Origin of the sequence: Streptomyces sp. TS71-3, assembly GCF_018327685.1 — a bacterium.
Lineage (GTDB): Bacteria > Actinomycetota > Actinomycetes > Streptomycetales > Streptomycetaceae > Streptomyces.
Genome location: NZ_BNEL01000001.1, coordinates 4750675 through 4774398 on the forward strand (window position 1 = coordinate 4750675; position 23724 = coordinate 4774398).

At 70.9% G+C, this 23724-nt stretch carries 23 protein-coding genes; 7 read left to right on the forward strand and 16 right to left on the reverse strand.

Going from position 1 to position 23724, the window contains the following annotated elements; genetic code table 11:
* Positions 1–299 precede the first annotated feature (299 nt).
* Both Sm713_RS19210 and Sm713_RS19215 read left to right on the forward strand, forming a co-directional pair.
* Positions 300–1814 (forward strand): hypothetical protein, encoded by a 1515-nt coding sequence (locus Sm713_RS19210; RefSeq protein ID WP_212910817.1) that lies wholly within the window; start codon positions 300–302, stop codon positions 1812–1814.
* A 375-nt stretch (positions 1815–2189) separates the two neighbouring features.
* A complete protein-coding gene (locus Sm713_RS19215; RefSeq protein WP_212910818.1) occupies positions 2190–3668 on the forward strand; it encodes an alkaline phosphatase PhoX in 1479 nt (492 codons plus the stop codon).
* A 240-nt stretch (positions 3669–3908) separates the two neighbouring features.
* Here Sm713_RS19215 and Sm713_RS19220 read toward each other — a convergent pair whose 3' ends face one another.
* The 14 genes from Sm713_RS19220 to Sm713_RS19285 all read right to left on the reverse strand — a co-directional run bounded on the left by Sm713_RS19220 (position 3909) and on the right by Sm713_RS19285 (position 16652).
* Positions 3909–4079 (reverse strand): hypothetical protein, encoded by a 171-nt coding sequence (locus Sm713_RS19220; RefSeq protein ID WP_212910819.1) that lies wholly within the window; start codon positions 4077–4079, stop codon positions 3909–3911.
* 95 nt (positions 4080–4174) lie between these two features.
* Positions 4175–4423, reverse strand: coding sequence for a hypothetical protein (locus tag Sm713_RS19225; protein WP_249416387.1), 249 nt, complete (start codon positions 4421–4423; stop codon positions 4175–4177).
* A gap of 222 nt (positions 4424–4645) precedes the next feature.
* Positions 4646–5092, reverse strand: coding sequence for a hypothetical protein (locus tag Sm713_RS19230; protein WP_212910820.1), 447 nt, complete (start codon positions 5090–5092; stop codon positions 4646–4648).
* A 165-nt stretch (positions 5093–5257) separates the two neighbouring features.
* Entirely contained in the window at positions 5258–5431 is a 174-nt protein-coding gene (locus Sm713_RS19235) for a hypothetical protein (protein ID WP_212910821.1), read from the reverse strand.
* 250 nt (positions 5432–5681) lie between these two features.
* Entirely contained in the window at positions 5682–5906 is a 225-nt protein-coding gene (locus tag Sm713_RS19240; RefSeq protein ID WP_212910822.1) for a hypothetical protein, read from the reverse strand.
* 195 nt (positions 5907–6101) lie between these two features.
* The gene (locus Sm713_RS19245) at positions 6102–7427 is read right to left on the reverse strand and encodes an MFS transporter (RefSeq protein ID WP_212910823.1); all 1326 of its coding nucleotides are present in this window, start codon (positions 7425–7427) and stop codon (positions 6102–6104) included.
* A gap of 122 nt (positions 7428–7549) precedes the next feature.
* The gene (locus Sm713_RS19250) at positions 7550–8122 is read right to left on the reverse strand and encodes a bifunctional 2-polyprenyl-6-hydroxyphenol methylase/3-demethylubiquinol 3-O-methyltransferase UbiG (RefSeq protein WP_249416388.1); all 573 of its coding nucleotides are present in this window, start codon (positions 8120–8122) and stop codon (positions 7550–7552) included.
* 527 nt (positions 8123–8649) lie between these two features.
* The gene (locus Sm713_RS19255) at positions 8650–9873 is read right to left on the reverse strand and encodes a TerD family protein (RefSeq protein ID WP_212910825.1); all 1224 of its coding nucleotides are present in this window, start codon (positions 9871–9873) and stop codon (positions 8650–8652) included.
* A 448-nt stretch (positions 9874–10321) separates the two neighbouring features.
* Positions 10322–11311: a zinc-dependent alcohol dehydrogenase family protein gene (locus tag Sm713_RS19260; protein WP_212910826.1), complete on the reverse strand. Its 990-nt coding sequence runs from the start codon at positions 11309–11311 to the stop codon at positions 10322–10324.
* Positions 11308–12180, reverse strand: coding sequence for a carbohydrate ABC transporter permease (locus tag Sm713_RS19265; RefSeq protein ID WP_212910827.1), 873 nt, complete (start codon positions 12178–12180; stop codon positions 11308–11310). Before Sm713_RS19265 ends, Sm713_RS19260 begins: the two co-directional genes overlap by 4 nt.
* Positions 12177–13121: a carbohydrate ABC transporter permease gene (locus Sm713_RS19270; RefSeq protein ID WP_212910828.1), complete on the reverse strand. Its 945-nt coding sequence runs from the start codon at positions 13119–13121 to the stop codon at positions 12177–12179. Before Sm713_RS19270 ends, Sm713_RS19265 begins: the two co-directional genes overlap by 4 nt.
* Positions 13118–14488, reverse strand: a complete 1371-nt coding sequence (locus Sm713_RS19275; protein ID WP_212910829.1) for a sugar ABC transporter substrate-binding protein — start codon at positions 14486–14488, stop codon at positions 13118–13120. Before Sm713_RS19275 ends, Sm713_RS19270 begins: the two co-directional genes overlap by 4 nt.
* Positions 14489–14696: 208 nt before the next feature.
* Entirely contained in the window at positions 14697–15506 is an 810-nt protein-coding gene (locus Sm713_RS19280; RefSeq protein ID WP_212910830.1) for a DeoR/GlpR family DNA-binding transcription regulator, read from the reverse strand.
* 321 nt (positions 15507–15827) lie between these two features.
* Positions 15828–16652, reverse strand: a complete 825-nt coding sequence (locus Sm713_RS19285; protein WP_212910831.1) for an NAD(P)-dependent oxidoreductase — start codon at positions 16650–16652, stop codon at positions 15828–15830.
* A 240-nt stretch (positions 16653–16892) separates the two neighbouring features.
* On the opposite strand from Sm713_RS19285, the gene Sm713_RS19290 reads away from it, so the two are divergent.
* Both Sm713_RS19290 and Sm713_RS19295 read left to right on the forward strand, forming a co-directional pair.
* Entirely contained in the window at positions 16893–17828 is a 936-nt protein-coding gene (locus tag Sm713_RS19290; protein ID WP_249416389.1) for a 5-dehydro-4-deoxyglucarate dehydratase, read from the forward strand.
* A gap of 29 nt (positions 17829–17857) precedes the next feature.
* A complete protein-coding gene (locus Sm713_RS19295) occupies positions 17858–19024 on the forward strand; it encodes a hypothetical protein (protein ID WP_212910833.1) in 1167 nt (388 codons plus the stop codon).
* Between the two features lie 43 nt (positions 19025–19067).
* Here Sm713_RS19295 and Sm713_RS19300 read toward each other — a convergent pair whose 3' ends face one another.
* Complete coding sequence (locus Sm713_RS19300; protein WP_212910834.1) at positions 19068–19838, reverse strand: SDR family NAD(P)-dependent oxidoreductase; 771 nt, start codon at positions 19836–19838, stop codon at positions 19068–19070.
* Between the two features lie 184 nt (positions 19839–20022).
* The gene (locus Sm713_RS19305) at positions 20023–20631 is read right to left on the reverse strand and encodes a TetR/AcrR family transcriptional regulator (RefSeq protein WP_249416390.1); all 609 of its coding nucleotides are present in this window, start codon (positions 20629–20631) and stop codon (positions 20023–20025) included.
* 34 nt (positions 20632–20665) lie between these two features.
* Here Sm713_RS19305 and Sm713_RS19310 point away from each other — a divergent pair, with 34 nt between their 5' ends.
* From Sm713_RS19310 to Sm713_RS19320, 3 genes are all read left to right on the forward strand, one after another.
* Positions 20666–21547: an alpha/beta hydrolase gene (locus Sm713_RS19310; RefSeq protein ID WP_212910835.1), complete on the forward strand. Its 882-nt coding sequence runs from the start codon at positions 20666–20668 to the stop codon at positions 21545–21547.
* Between the two features lie 20 nt (positions 21548–21567).
* On the forward strand, positions 21568–22155 hold the full coding sequence (locus Sm713_RS19315; RefSeq protein WP_212910836.1) for a TetR/AcrR family transcriptional regulator: 588 nt from the start codon (positions 21568–21570) through the stop codon (positions 22153–22155).
* Positions 22156–22302: 147 nt separating this feature from the next.
* Complete coding sequence (locus Sm713_RS19320) at positions 22303–23709, forward strand: amidase (protein ID WP_212910837.1); 1407 nt, start codon at positions 22303–22305, stop codon at positions 23707–23709.
* Positions 23710–23724: the final 15 nt, after the last annotated feature.

The following is a 23724-nucleotide window of genomic DNA, read 5'->3' on the forward strand; positions in this document are numbered from 1 at the left end:
GCTTACCGTCCGAGGCCGGGCGGCGGGTGTCGCGTACCGTCCGAGGCCGGGCGGCGGGTGTCGCGTACCGTCCGGGGCCGGTGGCGGGTGTCGCGTACCGTCCGAGGCCGGGCGGCGGGTATCGCGTACCGTCCAAGCGCCGTGCCGAGCATCGTGCGCCGTCTGTGGCCCCGTGCCGGGCGCCGCGTAGGGTCCCCTTACCGCCGCGCGTCCGGCCCGGGAGCGATGTGCGCGGGAGAAAGGCCCGGAGCCGTCTAGGCTGAGCGGGGCGACCCGTCCGTTCCGAGGAGAACCAACCGATGTCAGACAGTTCCCCCCTGCCCCCGGTACGGCTGCGCACGGAAGCGGAGCTGGCCCGTGACGCACTCGCCGTCCCGGTGCTCTCCCGGGCCGTCCGGCTCGCCCGCTGGGCGGGCCCCGACACGCGCGTCGGAGCCGACGGCGAACTGCTCGACGAGCAGCTTCCGGCCGCCGCCACCGAGCTGGGGCTGGACGCGGACGCCGATGGCCTCAGCGACGCGGGCGAGGCCTGGCGCGTCGCCGTCGGCGTCGGCCTCGTGGACGTCGCCGAGGACGCGGGAGGTGCCCGCGCCGGCGCCGAGCTGGCGCTGCTGACGTCCGGCTCGCCCCAGGACGTGCTGCGGCTCTGGCTGGGTGCCCTGGACACCGTCGTCGCCGAGGCCGCCGTGACCGGTCCAGACGGCCTGGAGGACTCAGGCGCACCGGGGGCGGGGGCCGCGGAGCGTGCGGCCGAGGCCGAGTTCCTCGACGGCGTGCTCGGCAACCTCTACCTGCTCTCCGTGGGCGGGGAGGAGCCGGACGACGGCCCCGTGCCGCTGCCCGCACTCGCCGCGTCCATGATCGTGCCCGAGGACATGCCCGAGCCGACCGACGACGTCCTGGAGCAGGTGTCGCAGGCGATGGTGCGGCTCGACGAGCAGTTCCGGATGCTGGAGCCGGTGGGTCTCGTGGAGTTCCAGCCGGTCGACCCGGCGTTGCTGGCGGAGGCCGAGGAAGAGGAAGAGGGCGAAGGCGAGGGCGAGGCGGCGCAGGGCTCCGGGCTGGCGGCCGGTGCCGCCCGTTCCGGCGACGGGGCCGGTGCCGCGTCCGGCGCGGGTGCGGCCCGCACCGGCGAGCCCGACGACGGGGACGTCACCCGGTACGGCATGGTCCGCCTCACCCCGCTGGGCCGCTTCGGGCTGCGCACCCGGCTGCTGGACGCCGGGTACGAGGCTCCGGTCGTCGGCGACCTCGCGGACAAGGGCGCCGACACCCTGCTGTCCGGCACGGCCGGGTACCCGCAGGCCGCGGCCCAGGAGGAGATCGACCAGTGGCTGGCGCGCCACGAGCCGCTCGCCGGGGCGCGGGAGCTGCTGGCCGCGGCCCGCGGCGGCGACGACGGCGGGCCGCTGCGCCGGCTCCGCTGCCAGCAGGCGCTCTCGCTCGTCGGCCTGGACGCGGAGGCCGCGCTGCGCGAGGTGCTGGACGACGCCGAACTGGGCGGCCTGGCCCGGGTCTGGCTCACCGAGAAGGGCGCGCGCCAGGTGCCGCCGCCCTCCGAGGCGATGGTGTTCTGGCTGACCATCGACACGCTCGCGGCGCAGCTCGCCGCCGAGGGCAACTCCGACGAGTTGCAGGGTCTGGTGGAGGGGCTCGCCGCGCAGCACAGCGGCTTCTTCGACACCGCCTGGCGCGTCGACCACCCGGCCACGACCCGGGTGCTGGAGGCCATGGGCCGGCTGCACCCCGACAAGAGGATCGCGAAGGAGGCCCGCAAGGCGGCCTTCAAGGCGCGCTCGCATCCCCGGACTTGAGGCTTCCGGGCCACTGGAGGGCCCGGCCGGGCGTGCGTGTGGTGCCATGCGGCGCCACCGGTCGGTTCCCCCGCCGGGGTCCTGCCATGTACAGGCGGAGTCAAACACGGGTAAAGGATTCGTATGGTGACCGCCCATCGCCAGGCCCCTACCCGTCGGCAGCTGTTCAACCGGAGTTCTCCTGGGCGCGCCAGCGTGTGCCCGCGACAAGCGAAACCGCCCCTCACGGTCCCAGTGCCCCAACAGGCAACGTCCGCCCCGTCGCGACGCCCGGCACGCACTCTCGCCGCACCTCGACGGTCAGACGCACCTGCCGGGGCACCAGCTCATGCTCCACGTTCTCGGCTCGACGCCCACAAGCTCTCAGGAGAAGCCATGTCGCTCACCCGCAGGGAGTTCAGCAGACGTTCCGCGGCCACCGGGGCCGGTATCGCCCTGGTCGGCAGCGCCGGTGTGCTGGCCACAGCTCCCGGCGCGCTGGCCGCCCAGGACACCGGCCGCGGTCACCACGACGGCCACGACCACGGCCACGACCACGGCCATGGCCACCACCACGACGACGGCGTGGGGTACGGGCCGCTCGTCGACGACCCGGACGGCCTCCTCGCGCTGCCCGCCGGCTTCTCGTACCGCGTCATCACCCGCACCGGTGAGACCACCCTGGAGACCGGCGAGTCCACCCCGTCGAACCACGACGGCACGGCCACCTTCGACGGTCCCCGCGGCACCACCCTGCTCGTCAACAACCACGAGCTGGCGGGCCCGCGTTCCGACTGGCCCCACCCGGTGCCCCTCACCGACGGCCTGGTGTACGACCCGGGCGCGGCCGGCGGCTGCACGGTCGTCGAGGTGCGCCACGGCGGCGAGGTCGCCGAGTGGGTCGGCCTGGCCGGCACCAGCACCAACTGCGCGGGCGGCCGGACCCCTTGGGACACGTGGCTGAGCTGCGAGGAGACCGAGGACCGCGCCGGTCAGAACGAGATGACCAAGGACCACGGCTACGTCTTCGAGGTGGACCCGGCCGACCGCCGCGCCAACCGCGCCCCGAAGCCCGTCAAGGCGCTCGGCCGGTACGCGCACGAGGCCGTCGTGGTGGACCCGGCCCGCGGCCACCTGTACCTGACCGAGGACGCCGCGGGCCCCAACGGCCTGCTCTACCGCTGGACCCCGCCAGGCGGCTTCCGGCACGGCCGCGGCCGGCTGCGCACCCTCGCCGACGACGCCGGGGTGCTCCAGGCCCCGAGGTGCTACGACTCGGGCGGCCGGTTCGTGGACGACCTGTCCCGCGCCACCCGGATCGGCACGGTCTACGGAGTCGACTGGGTGGACGTGCCCGACCGGGACGCCACCACCGTCTCCGTGCGGAAGCAGTTCACGGACGGCCAGGTCACCCGGGCCCGCAAGCTTGAGGGCATGTGGTGGGCGGACGGCGGCGCGTACATCGTCTCGTCCTTCGCCCGTGAGGAGAGCCCGGTCCAGCACGACGGGCAGGTGTGGTTCTACAACCCGAGCCGCCGCACCCTCACGCTCAAGGTGCTGCTGGCCGTGAACGCGGACCCGTCCGTCGACGGCCCCTTCGACGGCCCGGACAACATCACCGTCTCGCCGTACGGCGGTCTGGTCATCGCCGAGGACGGCGTGGGCGTGCAGCACCTCTTCGGGGCCACCGAGAGCGGCCGCACCTACCCGATCGCGCGCAACGAGCTGAACATCGGCAGCGCCGAGGAGCCGGAGTACAGCGAGTTCACGGGCGTGACCTTCTCGCCCGACGGCAAGACGCTGTTCGCCAACATCCAGACCCCCGGGATCATGCTGGCGATCACGGGCCCCTGGCGTCGCGTGCGCTCCCACTGACCTCCGGGGCCCGCCAGGGCGCGGCGGGCCCCGGACCCACCGCACCGGAAGCTTTCCGGAACACTGCTCGGGCCGTCACCACACGGCCCGGGCTTTTCCGTGGCCGCCGCCGGCTGCGCGTTCGACGGCTGTCCCGCAGGCCCCTGCCTCCCCGGCCTCCTTGATCCGGATTCACCGGATCAAGGGCCTCATGGCGCCTCACCCGGGCCACCAGCCGATCGCGAATCGTCTATACGGACCCTAGGCGGCGGTGACGATGTCCTCGCGCACGGCCGCGGCCCACCGGGACAGCAGCAGCTGGTACTCCGCCCGCTGCTGGCCGCTCAGCCGGCCGCCCGAGCGCAGCATCAGATCACGGATCCGCTGGTTCAGCTCCACGGCGGACGGCTTGGTGTCGGGCGTCTCGGGCATGCCCTCAGCGTAGAGGGGGGCACTGTCAGAGACCTGTGAATTATGCGCCGGGTCGCGAGTGGGCTTGGTCACGATCATCGGCTCCTCCCGGCCGCTCATGCCTCGCCCTCCGCGCACCGGCCGTCGTCGTGGGCCCGACGGCGCAACTCCACCCGGGCCGCCGGGACTCCGGACGAGCGGGCCGCCCAGTGCGGGTGGAACCAGACACCCGCGGAGAGCCGCAGCAGGCGCCGTCGCAACGTGGTCGTCCGCTCCGGACGGCCCTTGGCGAGTGCCTGGTAGGCGATACGGCGAGCGCGCTCGGCGGCCAGGAGGTCGTGAGGGAATGCGGTGGCGTCGTCCATGCCCCCATTAGATCGCATGTTCGATTTTCTGGGCCAGTCATCGCGCCACCGGGGGGCGGCGTGTCGCTGTGGAGCGCGGCGACGGCACGTCCGGGGTTGCGTTGATCTGCTGCCACCCTGGCCTCGGTCCGCCTGCAAGGCCGTGGCGGGCGGCTGGTGGATCTCTAGGCCGGCGTCAGCGCCCCGGCGGGAAGCCCGGGGCGGGGCGGCTGTCGTCGAAGGTCACCACCGCGGGGAGAGGCGACGCCACACTCCTGCGAAGGCTCCCGCCACGACGGCGAGCGTGAGCAGTGTCAGGCCGATGAAGATCACGGGGTTCACCCAGCCTGGCACGAGTTCGGTCCCCACGCCGCCCGTCGTGACGCACTGCGCGCTGACCGGCAGCGTCGCGCGTGTCACGACGTGGTCGCCCTGTGCGCCCCGTGCCGCGCACATCTGGTCCGGGTCCAGGAAGTAGAAGCCCGACATCACACCCCACGCGTACGCGCCGAAGGCCGCCGAGCCGCTCATGACCGCGGCCCAGACGCACGTCGAGATCCGTGGCAGGTGCCACCCGGTGCCCGGGGGTCGCTTGTACGCCCGCCCGGCGAGCACCGCCGCGGCGACCACGATCACGAAGGGCGCCAGGAACGGCCCGAAGGCGAGGGCGAGGAACAGGAAGCTTGCCATGCCCGTCCAGACATCCCCGGGGGAAGATCGGTTCCTCTGCCCGGGACTCCTCCTGAGCGGCTGAGCGGCTGAGCGGCTCAGCGGCTGAGTGGATGAATGGGAGGATAGATGAGGTCTCAGGTACTCAGGGGCTTCCGGGCCGCCGTGGCCCGGTTCCGAGCGGATTCAAGCGGCCCGGACGACGGTGTCGTGTACCGCCTCGGCCCACTCGCGCAGCAGCGTCTGGTACTCGGCCCGCTGCCCGTCTGTGAGCCGGCCGCCGGAGCGGAGCATCAGTGCGCGGATCTGCTCGTTCAGCTCGGAAGCAGACCGTGGCCCGGACTCGGACATCGAGGACATGGCGGAAGCCTACGCCGCGGAACTGACAAAGAGCTATGGGTTACCGGCCGTAGGTGGGGAGCGTCACGAGCGGGTCCTGCTCGGGACCCTGATGCGCTCACCCGTTTCGTCGCCACGGTGTGCCCACCAACGGTGTTCGTGGGAGGCAGCATCCGCGAGGGCACACCGAAGGGTTCGGACCCGGCCCAGCCGCCGCCCCTAGCCTGAGGGCCGCGAGAGCCGCCCATCCGTGGGAAGGGCAGGGGTCTCCTCACCGGCGCCCGGCTCGTGCCTGCTTGCGTGCCGCTTTCACGAGCAGCCGGATCTGCCGGGGCGGCCAGCCGGTGACCTGCCCGACCTGGGCCTGCACCTCCCGTTCGCTGCCACTCTCCAGGAGGATGACGATTTCCGCTCGGACGTCGGCGGCGGCGGCGTCGAGGGCCTTTTCCGCGTCGCGGTAGCGCTGTACAGCGAGTTCGAGTTTGGCGGTATCCATTCCGGTCTGCTACCCCGGGGGCCGGTCGGCAGGCCCGACGACGGAGCGCCGTTGTCGAGGGGCAGAAGCACTATCCGCTTAATCGGCCACGGATTGGACGAGTCGCTCATGAAAAGCGCCGGGCTCGTCCCAGACCTCGTATCCGGAGGACCGCCGAGCGGATCGGTGGAACAGTCAGGGAAACGATCTCCTGGCTCACTCCGCTACCCCCTTCTTCGACGTGTCGGCGCGCGACGTGGCCGGTGCCGGCTCGGCCTCGGCTTCTGCCTCCACCAGACGGACCGCCTTGGCGGGCAGGTTCCTTTCCAGCAGCAGCAGAGCGGGAATGGCGCACGCCGCCACCAGTGCCAGGACGAGCCAGGGCAGTGTGGCACCGACGGCGTACAGCTGCGTGAACAGGGCAGGGGCGACGATTTTCGCGATCTGGTAGCCGTACTGGTAGATAGCCATGTAGCGGCCTCGCAGCTCGTTGATGCTCGCCGCGGCGGCGAGCGCCGTCGAGGTGGGCGACTGCATCATCTCCGCGACCGTGAACACGAGCATGCCGCCCACCAGGAACGGGATCAGCGCGGCATGCGACACGCGGGGACCGGCGGCCATCGCCAGAGCCCAGACCATCCACAGGGCCCCCGCGGCGGCCAGCACTCTGGTGCGGCGGTGGGCTGCGACGGACTTGGTGACCGGAGCTTGAGCGAGGATGATCAGCCCGGTGTTGACAGCGAACAGGGCTCCCGCAAGCCAGCCCGGTCCGGCCAGTTCCTTGACCACATACACCGGAAGGGCGATGGTGACTGTCGTCAGGCACAGCGAGTAGGCGAAGTTGGTGACGGTGAAGACGAGGAACGGCCGGTCCTTCACCACGGTGCCGTAGCCGCCCTTCCCCGTCTTCTCGGCCTTCCCGGCCCTGGCCGCCCGACGGCTCCCGGCGCCGACCAACGCCAGCAGCACCGCGGCCACCCCGAAACTCGCGGCGTTGGCGACGATCGCGATCTGATACAGCAGGTGGCTGCCCGAACCGACGACGATGCCTGCGAGCAACGTGCCCGATCCGAGGCCGATGCTCCGGGTGACCGAAATACGGGCGTACCAGGTGTCGAGTTGCCGGCCGGTGGAGGTCTCGGCGATGAAGGTGAAGATGGTGGCCCAGTAGGTCCGCTCGCCGACCCCCACCAGGAGAGCCGTGAGGAGTAGGGAGGGGATGTTGTGGACGAGCAGGTAGCCGCAGAATCCCACGCCCTGCAGCACCTGGGAGGTAATCACGATCCGGCGCGCTCCGAACCGGTCGGCGCAGGCTCCGGCAAGCAACGGCACGGGCAGTGTGAACAGCGTCGCGGCGCTCAAAGCGAGGCCGACGCCACGTAATGGCAGGCCGGCCACCAGTGTGAAGTAGAGCAAGGACAACGGGAGATACAGTCCGCTGCCCAGGGAATCGATTCCGAGCGCGGTCAACATCGCCGCTGCTGAAGGGCGATGCGGCGCTCGGCCCTCGGTGGTCGCAGCGTGCTGGTCTCCCGCGCTCATGGACTCCTCATTCGTCGGGCCCCGCCTGTCACGCCAGCTTGCTCGCGATGTGGTCGCGACGGAGCGGATGCAGGCCGTGTGATGCAGGGGCCGTCGCAGGTCGAACCGGCCCCGTCGGTCTCCTACCGCCGGGCGCGCAGCCAGCCGCGGTCGTCGGTCAAGTAGGAATCCACCCGCAGGCCCGCACGGGCCAGTTCGGCCTCAAGCCTGTCGTCGTCCATGCGGCAGTGGGTGTACGAGTGCGTCCAGCGCCGGCCGTCATGCTCGTACTCCATCGTCGCGGCGAGCAGGTCCGGCGTGGGGCGTGACACTTCCCGCAGCCGCAGGGTGATCCCACCAGTGACCCGCTCGTAAGGCTGGGCCCGGTCGAACCAGGACAGGCCGTGCCGCTGGACGATCACGCAGCCGTCCGGCGCCAGTTGTCGCTCACAGGCCGCGAGCCAGGAAGCCCGCAGCGAGTCGTTCGTCTCGTTCACCAGATAGGAAGCCAGCAGTACGACGTCGAACCGCTCGGCCAGCGACAAGGTCTCGATCGAAGCGCATATCGTCCGCGCGCCCCGGATGTGGGCGAGCATCTCCGGCGACTCGTCCACCGCGACCACCTCATGGCCGAGTTCGAGCAGCCCGCGGGTGACCCTCCCGGCACCGGCGCCCAGCTCGACGATTGTCGCGCCGTCCGGCACCGCGGCGTGCACGATCTCCGCCTCGCCTTGCGGAGGAAGGAGCGCGTAGAGTTCGACCGGGCAACCGTCCGGAGTAAGCGGGCCCGGACCCGATCCAGCGGCGCTGTATCGATTCGACTCTGCACGATTCATGAACTTCCCCCACTGAACAGTTCAATTCGCCAAAGAGCAACCGAAGAGCAATGCGAGAATAATTCCTAAATAACTATAGTCGCTTTGTCCGAGGACTGTCAATTCTTAGGTCAAGGCCCTCCGTGCCGCCTGGCACCCGGACGCGCCGAGGCGTCTTCTCCTCTCTTGTGTATTGGGCCGGTTGGTTGCCCGCGTTTCCCAGGACACCCGCATCACTGAAGTCGGCTTTGTCGGCGAAGCCTGCTGCCGCCGATGACTGGCTGATCAGCACCCCGGCGCCGACCGCGGCTGAGGCGGCGGCAGGGTTCGCCAAGCCCGCCCCGTGCGGAGCTCGTGCCCGCAAGAGCGCCGTGCAGGTGCCGGATACCTCACCCATCGACCTCGGTACCCATCTGACCTGCGCGTTCTTACAGCGCCTGCGCCCCCGGTGCGACCATGTTCCGGACCGTGCGGGCCTTCACGAAGGTGCCGATGGCCGTCATGTCCCACTCCCCGGAGAACTGCCGGACGAGCTTGCACATCAGGACGCCGGTCTGGGCCTCGGCGTGGGTGAGGTCGAAGCGGACCAGCTCGGCGCCGGTGGCGTCGTCGACGAGGCGGCAGTACGCCTTGGCGACGTCCGTGAACTTCTGGCCCGAGAAGGAGTTCACCGTGAAGACCAGGCCGGTGGCGCCCTCGGGGATGCGGCCCAGGTCGACCACGATGGTCTCGTCGTCGCCCGCGCCCTCGCCGGTGAGGTTGTCACCGGAGTGCTTGATGGCGCCGTTCAGGATGCTGAGCTTGCCGAAGTAGCAGCTGTCCAGGTGGTTGCGCTGGGCGCCGTAGGCGATGACCGAGGCGTCCAGGTCGATGTCGCCGCCGCGGAACGCGGGCTCCCAGCCGAGGCCCATCCGGACCCGGGAGAGCAGCGGGCGGCCGCCCTTGACCAGGGACACCGTCTGGTTCTTCTGGAGGCTGACCCGGCCCTTGTCCAGATTGATCTTCCCGGCGCCGGGGGCCGGGGCCGGCGGGGCGGGAGCCGCCTGGGGTGCGGGGGCCGCGGCCAAGGGCGGCTGCGCCGGGGGCGCCGGCGGCATCGGAGGCGCCGGGGGAGCGGCCGGCGGCGCGGCCGGTGCCGGGGTGGCCGTGGCCTGCGCGGGCTCCTCCACCGAGACGCCGAAGTCCGTGGCGATGCCGGCCAGGCCGTTGGCGTAGCCCTGGCCCACCGCGCGGGCCTTCCACGCGTCGCCGCGGCGGTAGATCTCGATGACCACGAGCGCGGTCTCGGCACCGAGCCCCGGCGGGGTGAAGGTGCCGAGCACCGCCGAGCCGTCGGTGTCGCGGAGCGTCGCCGTGGGCTCGATGCCCTGGAACGTCTGGCCCTGCGCGTCCGGGCTCGCCGTGACCACGATCTTCTCGATGGCGGCGGGCACGGCGGCCGTGTCCACCGTGATCGCGTCGGGCGCACGGCCGCCGCCCGAGACATAGCCGACCCCGGGGCCTGTGGGCTGGTTGTAGAAGATGAAGTCGGCGTCGGAGCGGACCTTGCCGTCGGCGGTGAGCAGCAGGCCGGAGACGTCGAGCCGCACGGGAGCTGTGACGTCGACCGTCACTCGGGCGACGGTCAGCGGGATGTTCGAACCAGGGCTCATGGCTGTCATGCCAGGCGTAACGAACGACCCCGCTTTACCGTTCCCTTACCCTGCCCGAATGGCGGCGGCCCGGCCCGACCGGAGCCCCGGCCGGGAGCGCAGGGACCGACCGGGAGCCTCCCAGGCAGCGGGCGCGCCTCGCACGGGCCCCCGCGCCGGCTCGGGCGCGCCCCGCACGGGCTCCCCGCGCCGGCTCGGGCGCGCCCCACCCCGGCTCCCCACCCCGGCTCCCCACCCCGGCTCCCCACCCCGGCTCCCCACCCCGGCTCCCCGCACCGCCTCCTTCGGCCCCCCGGGGCAGGCCCCCGGAGCCCCCGACCGTCGGGGCCCCGAAACGCAGCACGGCGAAACGCAGCACGGCGGCCCGCACTCGGCGGACCCGGCGCACACGGTTGCGCCGGGTCCGCCGGCTACGAGCCGCCGTGCCCCTCACGGGCGGGAGCGGCCGCTACGGCACGACCACGATCTTGCGGCCGGTGCCCGCCGCGAACTGCTCCAGCGCCTGCGGGTAGGAGTCCAGCGGAAGCCGGTCGCTGATGAACACGTCCGGGTCCAGGACGCCGTTCGCGAACAGCTCCGCCGCCCGCTCGTAGCTGTGCAGCACGGCCATCGAGCCGGTGATGGTGATCTCCTGGTTGTAGATGCGGTACGGGTCGATCTTGACCCGGGTCGCGTAGTCGGCCACGCCGAACTGGAGGAACGTGCCCGCCTTGGCGACCCGGCCCAGCCCGTCCTGGATGGCCGCGGCGTTGCCGGTGGCGTCGATCACCAGGTCCCAGCCGCCCGGCCGGTCCAGCTCGTCGGGGTTGGCGCCCGCGCTGGAGACACCGAGCCTGCGAGCGGTCTCCAGCCGGTCCGGGTTGAGGTCGACCACGTCGATGCTGGCGGCACCGGTGAGCTTGGCCAGCTCCAGCATCATCAGGCCCATGGTGCCGGAGCCGTAGATCAGCACATGGGTGCCGAGCCGGGCCCGCAGGATGTCGTAGCCGCGCACCGCGCAGGACAGCGGCTCGATCAGGGCGGCGTCCTGGGTGCGGATGTGCTCGGGCAGCTTGACGCAGTTCGCGACCGGCGCGACGGCGTACTGCGCGGCGCCGCCCGCGCGGGTCACCCCGATGGCGTTCCACCGCTCGCAGAGGTTGTTGTGGCCGTCACGGCAGTAGCGGCACTCGTAGCAGTACAGCGACGGGTCGACGGCCACCTGGTCGCCGAGCGCGACCTCGGTGACCCCGGTGCCGACACCGACGACCTCCCCGGCGAACTCGTGGCCCGGCACGATCGGCAGGCTGGGCGCGAACTCGCCCTGGAGGATGTGCAGGTCGGTGCCGCACAGGCCGCACGCGGCGACCTGGACGACGACCTCGCGCGGCCCTGGCGTCGGGTCCGGAACCTCGGTCAGCACGGCGCTGCCCACGGACTCGATGACGGCGGCCTTCATTTCACGGCTCCCAGCGACAGGCCCTGGACCAGCTTGTCCTGGGCGGCGAACCCCGCGGCGAGCACCGGCAGGGAGATCACGAGCGACGCGGCGCACACCTTCGCCAGGAACAGGCCCTGGCTGGTGATGAACCCGGTCAGGAAGACGGGCGCGGTCTCGGCGATGACACCGGTGAGTACCCGTGCGAAAAGCAGTTCGTTCCAGCTGAAGATGAAGCAGATCAGTGCGGTGGCGGCGATCCCGGGCATGGCGATCGGCGCCACCACACGGCTCAGCACGACCGGCAGCCGTGCCCCGTCGATCTGCGCCGCCTCGATCACCGCGACCGGCACCTCGGCGAGGAAGGACTGCATCATCCAGACCGCGATCGGCAGGTTCATCGAGGTGTACAGGATGACCAGCAGCCAGATGTTGTCGAGCATCCCGGTGTTCTTGGCGAACAGGTAGATCGGCAGCAGGCCGGCGACGACCGGGAGCATCTTCGTGGAGAGGAAGAAGAACAGCACGTCCGTCCACTTGCGCACCCGGCGGATGGAGAGCGCGTACGCCGCGGGCAGTGCCAGCAGCAGCACGAGGACGGTGGAGGCGATGGACGCCACGGCGGAGTTGATCAGCGCGGGCCAGGGGCTGGCGCCGCCGCCCACGCCGAAGAAGTCGCGGTAGCCGTCCAGTGTCAGGGCGGCGGCGACCGACGGCGGGTTGGTCGCCGCGGAGGCCTCCGAGTGGAAGGACGTCAGCGCCATCCAGGCGATGGGCAGGAAGAACAGGATCCCGGCCACCCAGGCGATGACGCCCAGGGCGGCGCCCTTGCGCCTGCGCACGGTCTTGGGCGCGGGTCGCGCGGCGGCGGTGGTGGCTACGGTCGTCATGCGCGGGACACCTCCTCGCGGAACAGGGACGAGACGACCCGCAGGGCGAAGGTCGCGATGATGATCGAGCCGATGACGACCAGCACACCCGCCGCGGAGGCGAGGCCGTTCTCATGGGCCTGGTAGAAGGTCTGGTACACGGTGTACGGGAGGTTGGCGGTGCCGAGGCCGCCCGAGGTGATGGTGAACACCGCGTCGAAGTTCTGCACGATGTAGATGGACCCGAGCAGGACGCCCAGCTCCAGGTAGCGGCGCAGGTGCGGAAGCGTCATATGGCGGAAGATCTGCCAGTTGCTCGCGCCGTCCATCCGGGCCGCCTCGATGAGCTCCGGGTCCCGGCTCTGAAGGCCGGCCAGGAGGATCAGCATCATGAACGGCGTCCACTGCCAGACGAGCGAGGCCTCGACGGCGAGCAGCGGGGTGTTCGAGACCCAGTCGGGCTGGGGTGCGCCGTTGCCGCCGATCCAGTGCAGCACGCCGTTGAGGAGGCCGTACTCGGGGTTGTAGAGGACGTGCTTCCACAGCAGCGCGGCGGCCACGGGAACCACCAGGAACGGGGCGATCAGCAGGGTCCGCACGAAGCCCCGGCCGCGGAACCTCCGGTCCAGCAGCAGCGCCAGGAGCAGCCCGATCACCAGGCTGACCAGCACCACGGCGACCGTCAGCACGATCGTCGTCAGCACGGACTTGCGCAGGTCGGGCTGGGAGAGGACGTCGGAGTAGTTGGAGAGGCCGGTGAAGCGGCGGGCGGCCGGGTAGAGCGCGTTCCAGTCGAAGAACGAGATCACCAGCGTGGCCACGAACGGCAGCTGCGTCACGATGATCATGAAGACCAGCGCGGGCAGCAGGGGCGCCCGGGTGACCCAGGCGCGCAGCCGCTGGGCCCCTTGCGCGGAGCGGGGCGCGGCGGTGACGGGCGGTGCGGTCGTGGTGGCGGTCATCGTCCCTCGTACTCCTTCGAGATCGGCTCGGCGAGCTGCTGGGACTTCTCCAGCGCCGTGTCGACCGACTGCCGGCCCGCGACGGCGGCGCTCAGCTCCTGGGAGACCTTGGTGCCCAGGTCGGTGAACTCGGGGATGTCGACGAACTGGATGCCGGGCACGGGCCGGGGCTGCACCCCGGGATCGTTCGGGCGCGCGCTGTTGATCGCGGCCTGGGTGACGTCCGCGAAGGCCCCGGCCGACTTGCGGTACTCCGGGATGGAGTACGTCGAGACGCGCTTGCCCGCCGGCACGTCCGCCCAGCCGAACTCCTTGCCGACCAGCTTCTCGTAGTCCTTGCTGGACGCCCAGGAGATGAACTTCCAGGCCTTGTCGCTGTTGTGGGAGGCCTTCTGCATGCCCCACGCCCAGGTGTAGAGCCAGCCGGAGGACTTGGTGCGCACGGTGGGCGCCGCCGCGTAGCCGATCTTGCCCTTGACGGGCGACTTGGCCGCCTCCAGGGACCCGGCCGCGGAGGTGGCGTCGTACCACATGGCCGTCTTGCCCTGCGTCATGGTGTTCAGGCACTCGGCGAACCCGGACTGCGCGGCGCCGGACTCCCCGTGCTTGCGTATCAGGTTCACGTAGAACTTGACGGCGTCCTTGAACGGCTTGTCGGTCAGTCGGGCCTTGTAGTCCTTGTCGAACCAGGTCCCGCCGAAGGTGTTCACCACGGTGGTCAGCGGCGCCGCCATCTCGCCCCAGCCGGGCAGCGCGCGCAGGCAGATGCCCCGCATGCCGGGCTGCGCGCCGTCCGCCTTGGCCGCGAGGTCCGCCACCTGCTGCCAGGTGGGGTGCGCGGGCATGGTGAGGTGCTTCTTGGCGAACACGTCCTTGCGGTACATCAGGAAGGACGACTCACCGTAGAACGGCTCGCCGTAGGTCTTGCCGTCGTCCGCGGTGAGGGCCTGGCGCATCGGCGCCACGATGTCCTTCTGGTCGAAGCCGGGATCCTTGGAGATGTACGAGTTCATCTCGTGCAGCCAGCCGTTCCTGGCGTAGATGGGGATCTCGTAGTTGCTCAGGGTGGCGACGTCGTACTGGCCCGCCTGGTTGGCGAAGTCCTGGCTGATCTTGTCGCGGACGTCGTTCTCCGGCAGGACGGTGAAGTTCACCTTGATGCCGGTCTGCTTGGTGAAGTGCGAGGCGGTGAGCTTCTGCAACTCCACCATCTGGGGGTTGTTGACCATCAGGACGTTGATGGAGTCGCCGCCGGCACCGGCGCCTCCGGCTCCGGCCCAGCAGCCGGAGAGCAGTGGGGTGAGCAGCGCCCCTGCGGCGACCGCGACAAACGCTGCGCGCGGCCTCCGTCGGCTCTGGGTTCGCATGAGTGCTCCTGGTGAGGGTGGGATGGGGATCGGGGGGATCACCGGGTCGAGAGGGGATCTGTCGAGGGGGATCTTCAGGAGGATATTTATGGATGTTTAGAAATATCAAAGGACGAATAAGGATGAATGGGGTGCGGCGGAGGTGCGGGCGACCGTCCGGCCGTTCGGGGTGGGTGGGGGGGAAGTCGCCTCGTGTGTCGGGGGGTTCTCAGACTCTGATGACCTGGGGGCCCTGGAGTGAGTAGCGGTGCGCCTCCGGTGCCGGGAGCTGGGTGCTGGTGACGATGGTCTCCAGGTCGCTGATCCGGGCGAACCTGCAGAAGCTGACCGCGCCGAACTTGGTGTGCACGCCGGCGAACACGGTGCGCCGCGCCGCCCGCATCGCCTGTGCCTTCACCTCGCTGACGGCGGGATCCGGGGTGGTCAGGCCGTGTTCGCGGGAGATGCCGTTGGCACCGATGAACGCCAGGTCGATGACGAATCCGGAGAGCATCTTCGTCGTCCAGTGGTCGACGGTGGCGAGCGTGCCGTGCCGCACCCGGCCGCCGAGCAGCAGCACGGTCGTGTTCCCGGCCTCGGCGAGCGCGCCCGCGGTGGCCAGCGACGCGGTGACGACGGTCAGCGGCCGGTCCCTGGGCAGCGCCTGGGCGATGAGCTGGGGGGTGAAGCCCTCGTCGACGAAGACGGTCTCCGCGTCGCCCAGCAGCTCGGCGGCCGCGGTAGCGATCCGGCGCTTCTCGGGGACGTGCATGGTGGTGCGGAAGGCGAGCGTGGTCTCGAACCCCGCGCTCTCCACGGGGTAGGCGCCGCCGTGGGTGCGTCGGATCAGGCCGTGGTCCTCCAGGGCGCGCAGGTCCCGGCGGACGGTCTCCTTGGCGACGCCCAGTTCGGCCGCGAGCGCGGCGACGTCGACCGAGCCCGCGCGGCGCGCGGCGCGGACGATCTGCCGTTGACGCTCCTCCGCGCTCACCCTGTCACCTCTCCTCGCCGTGTCCCCTGCGGTGCCCGTTCGGGCCATGGGGGATGTTCTACAGCGGGGTGATGGCGTTGACCAGGCTTATTGGCTGTCTGTGTCTGCCCGTATCTGCCCGTTTACCCGAGGCGAGGTCCGGGACGACCTGCCGTTCGGGGCCGGACGCCGGCGGGGCGATGCCCGTTCGGGGATCACGGGTGCCCGTTCGCTGCCCGGGTCGATGCCCGCGCCGTTGCCCGCACCGGTCATACGCGTATCGAAGTGTGGTCCGGAGCGGGGGTTCGGGCTCGTGGCGGGAGTGTCCGAGGCGGCCGGCGTGGTGCCGTGCCGGCCGGCCGGTGCGGGGTGGATTCGCGCGGTTGGCGCTCAGTGCGGCCAGATCGGAGGGTTGGTGAGGAAACCGCCGCCCAGGTACCCCTGCTCCGGCTTGGCCGCGTCCAACTCCCCGAACTCGGCGATCAGTTCGGCCGCGAACGCCTCGGAGTCGTCCTGCGGCTCGTAGCCGAGTGCCCGTGCGGAGGACAGGTCCCACCACAGCCGGGTGTTGGCGGACGAGCCGTACACCACCGTGTGCCCGACCTCCTCGGCGGTGAGGGCGGCGTGGCAGAGCCGGGCGCAGTCGGCCGGGCTCATCCAGATCGACAGCATCCGCACGTTGCTGGGCCGCTCGAAGCAGGACCCGATGCGCACCGACACGGTCTCGACGCCGTGCTTGTCCCAGTACAGCTGCGCCAGGTCCTCGCCGAAGCCCTTCGACAGGCCGTAGAAGGTGTCGGGGCGGCGGGCTGTCTCCACCGGGATCAGCGCCTCCGCGGGCAGCGGGGGAGTGCCCTGGGGGAACGGGGTGTACCCGACCGCGTGGTTGGAGGAGGCGAACAGCACGCGGCGCACGCCCGCCTCCCGTGCGGCCTCGTAGAGGTTGTAGGTGCCCTCGATGTTCGCCTTGAGGATCTTCTCGAAGGTGGACTCCAGGGAGATGCCCGCCAGGTGGATCACGGCGTCCACTCCGCGTACCGCCTCCCGCAGGGCGTCCCGGTCGGCGAGGTCGGCCGTGATCGCGTCCGGCTCGCCCTCGATCGGGACCACGTCGAACAGCCGCAGCGTGTAGCCGTAGTCGGGCAGCAGCTTCCGCAGGTGGGTACCGACGCCCCCGGCTGCGCCGGTGAGCAGGATGGTGAGGGGAGCGGGCATTCAGGTCTCCTCAGGGCGCGCTGGGGACGTATGCATGCACAGAATTCACATTCGTGGACAACCTAGAGATCGCGGGAGTGCTCCGTCAAGTGTCCCGTGAACTGTACGAATTCGCCCGTCTGATGCTGTTTTCTGCGCTTGACCGGCCCCTGGGTGGCGCCTTAGCGTGGTGTTGTTCAGAAATATGGACGTGAATCATAAACGTGCACGCTTGCTTGCGTGCTAGCTCAGGGAGAGCCCGTGACAGTCCCCCTCGCCGCTCGACTCGACGGGTTGCTGTTCTTCCCCGTCACCGCGTACGGCCCCGACGGCTCCGTCGACCTCGACACCTACCGCACCCATGTGCGGCGCGGCATCGAGGCGGGCGCGGCGGCCGTCTTCGCCTGCTGCGGCACGGGGGAGTTCCACGCGCTCACGCCCGAGGAGTTCCGGGACTGCGTGGCCGCCGCGGTGGAGGAGGCCGGCGGGCGCGTGCCGGTCGTCGCCGGCGCCGGGTACGGCACCGCGCTCGCCGTGCGGTTCGCCGCCCTGGCCGAGGAGGCGGGCGCCGACGGGCTGCTCGCCATGCCGCCGTACCTGGTCGTCGCCGACCAGCAGGGCCTGCTGCGGCACTACCGCGAGCTGGCCGCCGCCACTTCCCTGGACGTCATCGTCTACCAGCGCGACAACGTCGTGTTCACCCCCGAGACCGTGGTCGAGCTGGCCGCCACGGACGGCATCATCGGGCTCAAGGACGGCCTCGGCGACCTCGACCTGATGCAGCGCATCATCAGCGCGGTGCGCTCCTCCGACCGCCCCGGCGCCTCGGAGTTCCTCTACTTCAACGGCCTGCCCACCGCGGAGCTCACCGGCCTCGCCTACCGCGGCATCGGCGTCACGCTCTACTCGTCCGCCGTCTTCTGCTTCGCGCCGGAGATCGCGCTCGCCTTCCACAAGGCCATCAATTCCGGCGACGACAGGACGGTCGAGCGGCTGCTCGACGGCTTCTACCGCCCGCTGGTCGAACTGCGCGCCAAGGGCAAGGGCTACGCCGTCGCCCTGGTCAAGGCGGGCGTGCGGCTGCGCGGCCTGGACGCCGGGGAGGTGCGGCCACCGCTGCACGAGTGCGCCCCGGAGCACGTCGAGCAGCTCGCCGAGCTGATCGAGCGCGGCTACGCTCTGCTGGCCGACGGCTGACCGCCGCCCACCGACTTCCTGGAGCCGTGGTGAAGACCTCCGCGTTCGTCTACCCCTGGGACGTCGTCGGCGATCCCGACGCCGCCGCACGCCTGACCGCCCTCGGCGTCCGGCAGGTGACGCTGGCCGCCGCCTACCACTCGACCCGTGCGCTCACCCCGCGCCACCCCCGCCACCGCATCGTGACGGCCGAGCACTCCGCGGTGCTCTACCCGCCCGGCGAACGCTGGCAGGGCCGCACCCTGCGCCCCTACGAGGCCGGCGGCTGGGCGAGCGGCGACGCCTGGGGCGAGGCCGCGGCGGCGCTCGCCGGCGCCGGGCTCGACGTGCACACCTGGGTGGTGCTCGCGCACAACTCCCGGCTCGGCGCCCAGCACCCGGACACCTCCGTCGTCAACGCCTACGGCGACCGCTACCCCTGGGCACCCTGCATCGCCCAGCCCGCGACCCGCGCCTACCTGACCGACCTCGCGGCCGAGGCCGCAGCGCGGCCGGGCGCCGGCGGCTGCGAGCTGGAGTCGCTCGGCTGGTACGGCCTGGCGCACCTGCACGCCCACGACAAGATCGGCGGCGTGCCGCTCGGCGAGGCCGGCCAGTACCTCATGTCCCTCTGCTTCTGCGGGTCCTGCCGCAGCGGTTACGCGGACGCCGGGCAGGACCCCGAGGCGCTCGTCGCCGCCGTGCGCGACGCGCTGGACCCCGTGTGGCGCGGTGAGGTGAACGACGAGGGCTGGGGCACGGTCGAGAAGCTGCTCGGCGAGGAGCGCGCCGCGGCCACCCTCGCCTGGCGCACCGGGACCGCGGGCTCCCTCCAGGAGGCGGCGGTGGCGGCCGTGCGGGACGCGGCGCCGGACGGCTTCCAGGTCCTGCTGCACGCCGACCCGGTGCCGTACCACTGCGGCGCCAACGCCGGCGTGGAGCCCGCGCGGATCCTGGCGGCGGCGGACGGCGTGGTCGTGCCCTGCACCGGCGGCCCCGGCCTCCTCGCCCCGTTCGCCGGTCACCGCGGAGAGCGGGGCGTACTCGCCGCCAACCTCACCGTGGTCTCCGGGATGGGCGGCAGCCCCGGCACCCTCGCGGAGGACGCGGCCAGGGCGGCGGGCCTCGGCGCCACGGAGCTGCGGCTCTACCACGCGGGGCTGGCGTCCGACGCGGATCTCGCGGCGGTGCGGGCGGGGTTGGCGCGGCTGGGCTGACGGGGGCCGGCGCCACCGGTCCCCAGCGGCGACCGCGGCGCGGCTACCAGTCCAGGTGCGCGGCGAGGAAGGGCGTGTGGTCGGGCGCGGCCTTGCGCGCGCTCAGGACGGACTTCGCGCTTTCGCCGACGGGGATGCGGAAGGGGGCCTTGCCGCCCTCGGCGATCGTCGCCGCCACGACGTCGGCGACCTCCTCGACGGAGACGGGTGCCGCGCGGAACGGGCCGAGCTTGTCCAGCAGCGGGCGGTAGGGGTTGCCGTCGTCGAGGTGGACCCGGGCGCGCTCGGCACCCCCGGAGGCCACCGCGGGCGGCTGCACGACGTGGACGGACACGCCGAAGCGGCCGGCCTCGATGGCGAGGACCTCGGCGAGGGCCTCCAGGGCGTGCTTGGTCGCGCCGTAGGCGCCGATCAGCGGGATCACCAGACGGCCCTGGATGCTGGACATGAAGATCAGCTGCCCTGTCCCGCGCCGGCGCATCCCGGGCAGGACGCCCTGCGCGACCCGCAGGGCCCCGAACACGTTGAGCTCGAACAGGTCGTCCAGCACGGTGAGCGGGATCGTCTCGACCGGTGCTCGCACGGTCGCTCCGGCGTTGCTGAGCAGGACGTCGACGTGGCCGGCCTCGGCCAGTGCCCGGTCGACCGAGGCCTGGTCGGTGACGTCGAGTTGAAGCTTCCGCGCCACCGGCAGGTCTTCGAGCATCGACACGTCGCGGGCCGTGGCGATGACCTCGTGGCCCTGTTCGTGCAGCGCTGCCGCGGTGCCCTTTCCGATGCCCCGGGACGCCCCGGTGATGAGTACGCGAGCCATTGGTGGAACCCCTTTTTCGCTGGCGGCAAACAGATGCTATGTAGGGCAGCATACATAGTTTGTGGGTGTCAAGGACGTCTGGATCGGGCCGGCGATCCGGGGGGACGCGGCAAGCATCGAGCGGCCCGACCCGCGGGGCGGCGGGCCGGGTTAGGTGGTGGACCGGGTGCGCGTGGGGCAGGCTTCAGGTGCGGACGCGCCCGGCACCCTTCGGCGACACGCTCGCGGCGTGACCGGCCAGCACGGTGCGCAACGACTCGTACGGAGCGGGGCTGCGCAGAGCGCGGGAGGTGATCATCGCTCCCTCGATGCCCGCGATCACGGCCTCGGCGAGCACCCTCGCCGGGGCGCGCTCCACGCCGAAGGCGACGAAGTGGAAGGCCAGCCTGTCGGTCATCTCGGAGAAGGCCCGGCGGCCGGTCTCGGCGATCTCGGCCGAGTCCTGCGTAGCGCCCTCGGTGATCAGCGGGGCGATCCCGCAGCCGCGCCCGTAGTCACTGGCGATCATGCCGTCGCGACCCAGATCGACGTAGAGCTCGATCAGCCGGCCCGCGGACGTGGCCTGGCCGGCGGCCCGGTCGATGATCTCGACCTGCTCGAACGCGTGGGCTTCGGCCGCTTCGATCGCCAGCTGCGTCTTGCCGCCGGGGAAGTGGAAGTAGACCGAGCCGCGGGACGTGCCGCTGAGTTCGAGCACGTCGGAGAAGGCCGTCGCGTTGTAGCCGCGCTGCCGGATCAGCTGCTTGGCGGCCTGCACCATCTTCTGCTTGGCATCCGTTCGCTTTCCCACCATGCACCCTCCCATGCATCCTCTCCGCATCACATGTATGCTGACCTACATAGTATCTGAAGAGGACGCTGAACCCAAGAGGACGCTCATCCAGCGGAGGGGCTCATCAGGCCCATCGGCCAGGAACATCGTCCTCGACGACCCGTGGCCGTTCCGGACCGCAGGTGACCGTCTGATGAAGGAGAACTCCGGAATGGCACTGCCCACTCTCGTCCTCGTTCACGGCTCCTTCCACCGCGAGGAGGTGTGGGATGTCCTGATCGAAGAGCTCCCCGACGTTGACATCCGCACCATCCAGCTCCCCTCCAGCGCTCCGGTCCCCGTCGATCAGCTGGGAAGCATGTACGAGGACGCGCGGGCCGTCAAAGATCTCGTTCTGGACGTCAAGGGCCCGGTTGTCGTCTGCGCGCACTCTTACGGAGGCGTCCCCGTCAGCGAAGGGCTCGCGGGGGTCGGTGCGGTGAAACACATCGTCTATCTGAACTCCTTCGTGCTGGACGTCGGCGAGTCCATGCTCGGCAATCGGGGCGGAAGCTACCCGCCCCACTGGGGAGTCCACGAGAACGAGCGGTACATCGAGATGATCGGCGCTGAGGAGGTCTTCTACAACGACTTGTCACCGCGAGACGCGGAAAGGGCAGCGCGCACCCTGGGGCCCCAGTCGCTCGTCTCGATGCGGCAGCCCCTCACACAGGCGGCCTGGCGCGACACCGCGAGCACGTATGTGATCCGCCTGCCGACCTGCTCGATCCTCGCGTCATCGAGGTCGCGGCGGCGGCCGGTTCGAGTCAGGCGCGTGACCTTGCCGCAGAACTCGTCACGTGGTGGTACGAGTGATCCCTTCCTGCTTCCTGCTTCGTGGTGTCTGCGTCGCGGGCCGTGCAAGCGCACCTCCAGAACTTCTAGACGACCGGTCTAATCCGGTGCTACGGTCGAGGCATGCCAGTCGCCAAGACGGAAACGCGCCGAAGCATCCTGGACGCCGCTCGGCGGATCGTCGTCGCCAGGGGGTACGCCGCGGTCGGCATCAACGAGGTGCTCGCCGCGGCCGGTGTCCCGAAGGGGTCGTTCTACCACCACTTCGGCTCCAAGGACGCCTTCGGCGAGGCGATGATGAAGAGCTACTTCGACGACTACTTCGCCACCATGGACGGCATCGTCGCCGACACGGAAGCCACTGCCGGGCAGCACCTGATGCGGTACTGGCAGTACTTCTACGACACGCAGGTCGCGGACGACTGCCAGGGCGGATGCCTGGTCGTCAAGCTGGGCGCGGAGATCTCCGACCTGTCGCAGGCGATGCGCATGGCGACCAAGGCGGGAACGGCGGAGATAGTCGAACGGATCGAGAAGATGATCGTCCGCGGCATCGCGGACGGGTCCGTGTCCGTCGATGAGGGCGCTCGCGCGACAGCAGAGACGCTCTACGGCCTGTGGATCGGGGCGAGCATGATCGCGAAGATACATGGCGGCCCCGGTCAGCTCGACCGCGCCATGGCGGTCACGCGCCAGGTCCTCCACGTCTGACGAGCCGCAGCTGCCCGCGGCTCACCGAACCCGAACCGGAACAGCGAACCCGAACCCGGACGCGAATCCGGACGCGAATCCGGACGCGACAGCAAACAGCAGAACGGTCTGAGAATCTGGAGTAGACCGGTCTAGAAAGGCTGCGTCATGACCACCGACCTCATTCACTCCGACGCGAGCGAACTCGCCGAGCTGATCCGTAGCGGGAAGGTCTCCTCCGCCGAGGTGGTGCAGGCGCACCTCGACCGCATCGAGGCCACGAATCCGAGCATCAACGCCATCGTCACGCTCGCCGAGGGTGCGCTGGAGGCCGCGAGGGCGGCGGACGAGGAGCTGGCGGCGGGCGGGGAGGTGGGGCCGCTCCACGGCGTGCCCTTCACGGTCAAGGACTCGTTCGACACCGCCGGAGTGCTCACCCAGCGCGGTTCGCCGATCTTCGCGGGGCGTGTCCCGGACACGGACGCCACCGCTGTGGCACGCATCAAGCGTGCCGGAGCGATCCTGCTGGCGAAGACCAACCTCCCGGAGTTCTCGTACTGGGTCGAGTCCGACAACCTCCTGACGGGCAGGACGAACAACCCCTGGGACCTCGACCGCTCGCCGGGCGGTTCGAGCGGCGGGGAGTCCGCGGCGATCGCGGCGGGGATGTCGCCGCTCGGACTCGCGAGCGACCTGTCCATCTCGGTGCGCGGGCCGGCGGCCGACACCGGTGTCGTGTCCTTCAAGCCGACGCACGGGCGCATCCCGATGACGGGGATCTGGCCGCGGGAGCCGCGCCGTGACTGGCACGCCGGTCCCATGGCCCGCAGCATCCGCGACCTCGCCCTCGCCTATGCGCTGCTGGCCGGTCCTGACGGCGCCGACGGTTTCGCCACCGTCCCGGGCGAGTTCGACGCCGGCCTCGGCGCCTCGCCTCACCGGCCTGTGCGCGTCGGCTGGCTGGTGGACTCGGGACTCGGCCCGACCGATGCGGAGGTCGCGGCGACCGTGCGGGCGGCGGCTGACGCCCTGCAGGGGGCGGGCGTCCGGGTCGATGCCGTGAGCATCCCGGCCCTTGAGCGGGACAACCCTCTCGAACTCTGGAACAAGCTGAGCGTCATGGAGGTGAAGCCGGCCTTCCGGGAGGTCACCGCGGGTCATGAGGACCAGATGTTCAGCTACTCAAAGACCCTGTTCGGCATGCCCGACACGTCCGTGGAGGACTACGTCCGGGCCGAACAGGGCGTCGGGCGGCTGCGGGACGGTTTCGCGGAGTACTTCCACCAGTACGACGCGCTGCTGCTCCCGGTGACGACGATCCCCGCCCACGAGCACCAGCTCGGGGAGTTCACCCTCGACGGCCAGACCGTGGGCACCTTCCACGTGTCGTCGACGACAGTCCCGTTCAACCTGACGGGCCTGCCGGCGTTGTCCATGCGGTTCGGCACGAGCAGCGACGGTATGCCGATCGGCGTACAGGTGGCGGCCGGCTGGCACGCGGAGTCGACGATCCTGCACGTCGCCTCGCTGCTGGAGACGCTGAGCCGGGTGCGCGACCTCCACCCTGCTCTCTGAGGGGATTCGTTCAAC

Excerpts from the sequence above, each read along its gene's own strand:
- Sm713_RS19275 (WP_212910829.1), bottom strand. The coding sequence starts at position 14,488 with ATGCGAACCCAGAGCCGACGGAGGCCGCGCGCAGCGTTTGTCGCGGTC.
- Sm713_RS19300 (WP_212910834.1), bottom strand. The coding sequence starts at position 19,838 with ATGGCTCGCGTACTCATCACCGGGGCGTCCCGGGGCATCGGAAAGGGC.
- Sm713_RS19265 (WP_212910827.1), bottom strand. The coding sequence starts at position 12,180 with ATGACGACCGTAGCCACCACCGCCGCCGCGCGACCCGCGCCCAAGACC.
- Sm713_RS19245 (WP_212910823.1), bottom strand. The coding sequence starts at position 7,427 with ATGAGCGCGGGAGACCAGCACGCTGCGACCACCGAGGGCCGAGCGCCG.
- Sm713_RS19320 (WP_212910837.1), top strand. The coding sequence starts at position 22,303 with ATGACCACCGACCTCATTCACTCCGACGCGAGCGAACTCGCCGAGCTG.
- Sm713_RS19240 (WP_212910822.1), bottom strand. The coding sequence starts at position 5,906 with ATGGATACCGCCAAACTCGAACTCGCTGTACAGCGCTACCGCGACGCG.
- Sm713_RS19230 (WP_212910820.1), bottom strand. The coding sequence starts at position 5,092 with ATGGCAAGCTTCCTGTTCCTCGCCCTCGCCTTCGGGCCGTTCCTGGCG.
- Sm713_RS19270 (WP_212910828.1), bottom strand. The coding sequence starts at position 13,121 with ATGACCGCCACCACGACCGCACCGCCCGTCACCGCCGCGCCCCGCTCC.
- Sm713_RS19215 (WP_212910818.1), top strand. The coding sequence starts at position 2,190 with ATGTCGCTCACCCGCAGGGAGTTCAGCAGACGTTCCGCGGCCACCGGG.
- Sm713_RS19310 (WP_212910835.1), top strand. The coding sequence starts at position 20,666 with ATGCTGACCTACATAGTATCTGAAGAGGACGCTGAACCCAAGAGGACG.
- Sm713_RS19260 (WP_212910826.1), bottom strand. The coding sequence starts at position 11,311 with ATGAAGGCCGCCGTCATCGAGTCCGTGGGCAGCGCCGTGCTGACCGAG.
- Sm713_RS19315 (WP_212910836.1), top strand. The coding sequence starts at position 21,568 with ATGCCAGTCGCCAAGACGGAAACGCGCCGAAGCATCCTGGACGCCGCT.
- Sm713_RS19225 (WP_249416387.1), bottom strand. The coding sequence starts at position 4,423 with ATGGACGACGCCACCGCATTCCCTCACGACCTCCTGGCCGCCGAGCGC.
- Sm713_RS19280 (WP_212910830.1), bottom strand. The coding sequence starts at position 15,506 with ATGGCCCGAACGGGCACCGCAGGGGACACGGCGAGGAGAGGTGACAGG.
- Sm713_RS19255 (WP_212910825.1), bottom strand. The coding sequence starts at position 9,873 with ATGAGCCCTGGTTCGAACATCCCGCTGACCGTCGCCCGAGTGACGGTC.
- Sm713_RS19305 (WP_249416390.1), bottom strand. The coding sequence starts at position 20,631 with ATGGTGGGAAAGCGAACGGATGCCAAGCAGAAGATGGTGCAGGCCGCC.
- Sm713_RS19210 (WP_212910817.1), top strand. The coding sequence starts at position 300 with ATGTCAGACAGTTCCCCCCTGCCCCCGGTACGGCTGCGCACGGAAGCG.
- Sm713_RS19235 (WP_212910821.1), bottom strand. The coding sequence starts at position 5,431 with ATGTCCTCGATGTCCGAGTCCGGGCCACGGTCTGCTTCCGAGCTGAAC.
- Sm713_RS19285 (WP_212910831.1), bottom strand. The coding sequence starts at position 16,652 with ATGCCCGCTCCCCTCACCATCCTGCTCACCGGCGCAGCCGGGGGCGTC.
- Sm713_RS19220 (WP_212910819.1), bottom strand. The coding sequence starts at position 4,079 with ATGCCCGAGACGCCCGACACCAAGCCGTCCGCCGTGGAGCTGAACCAG.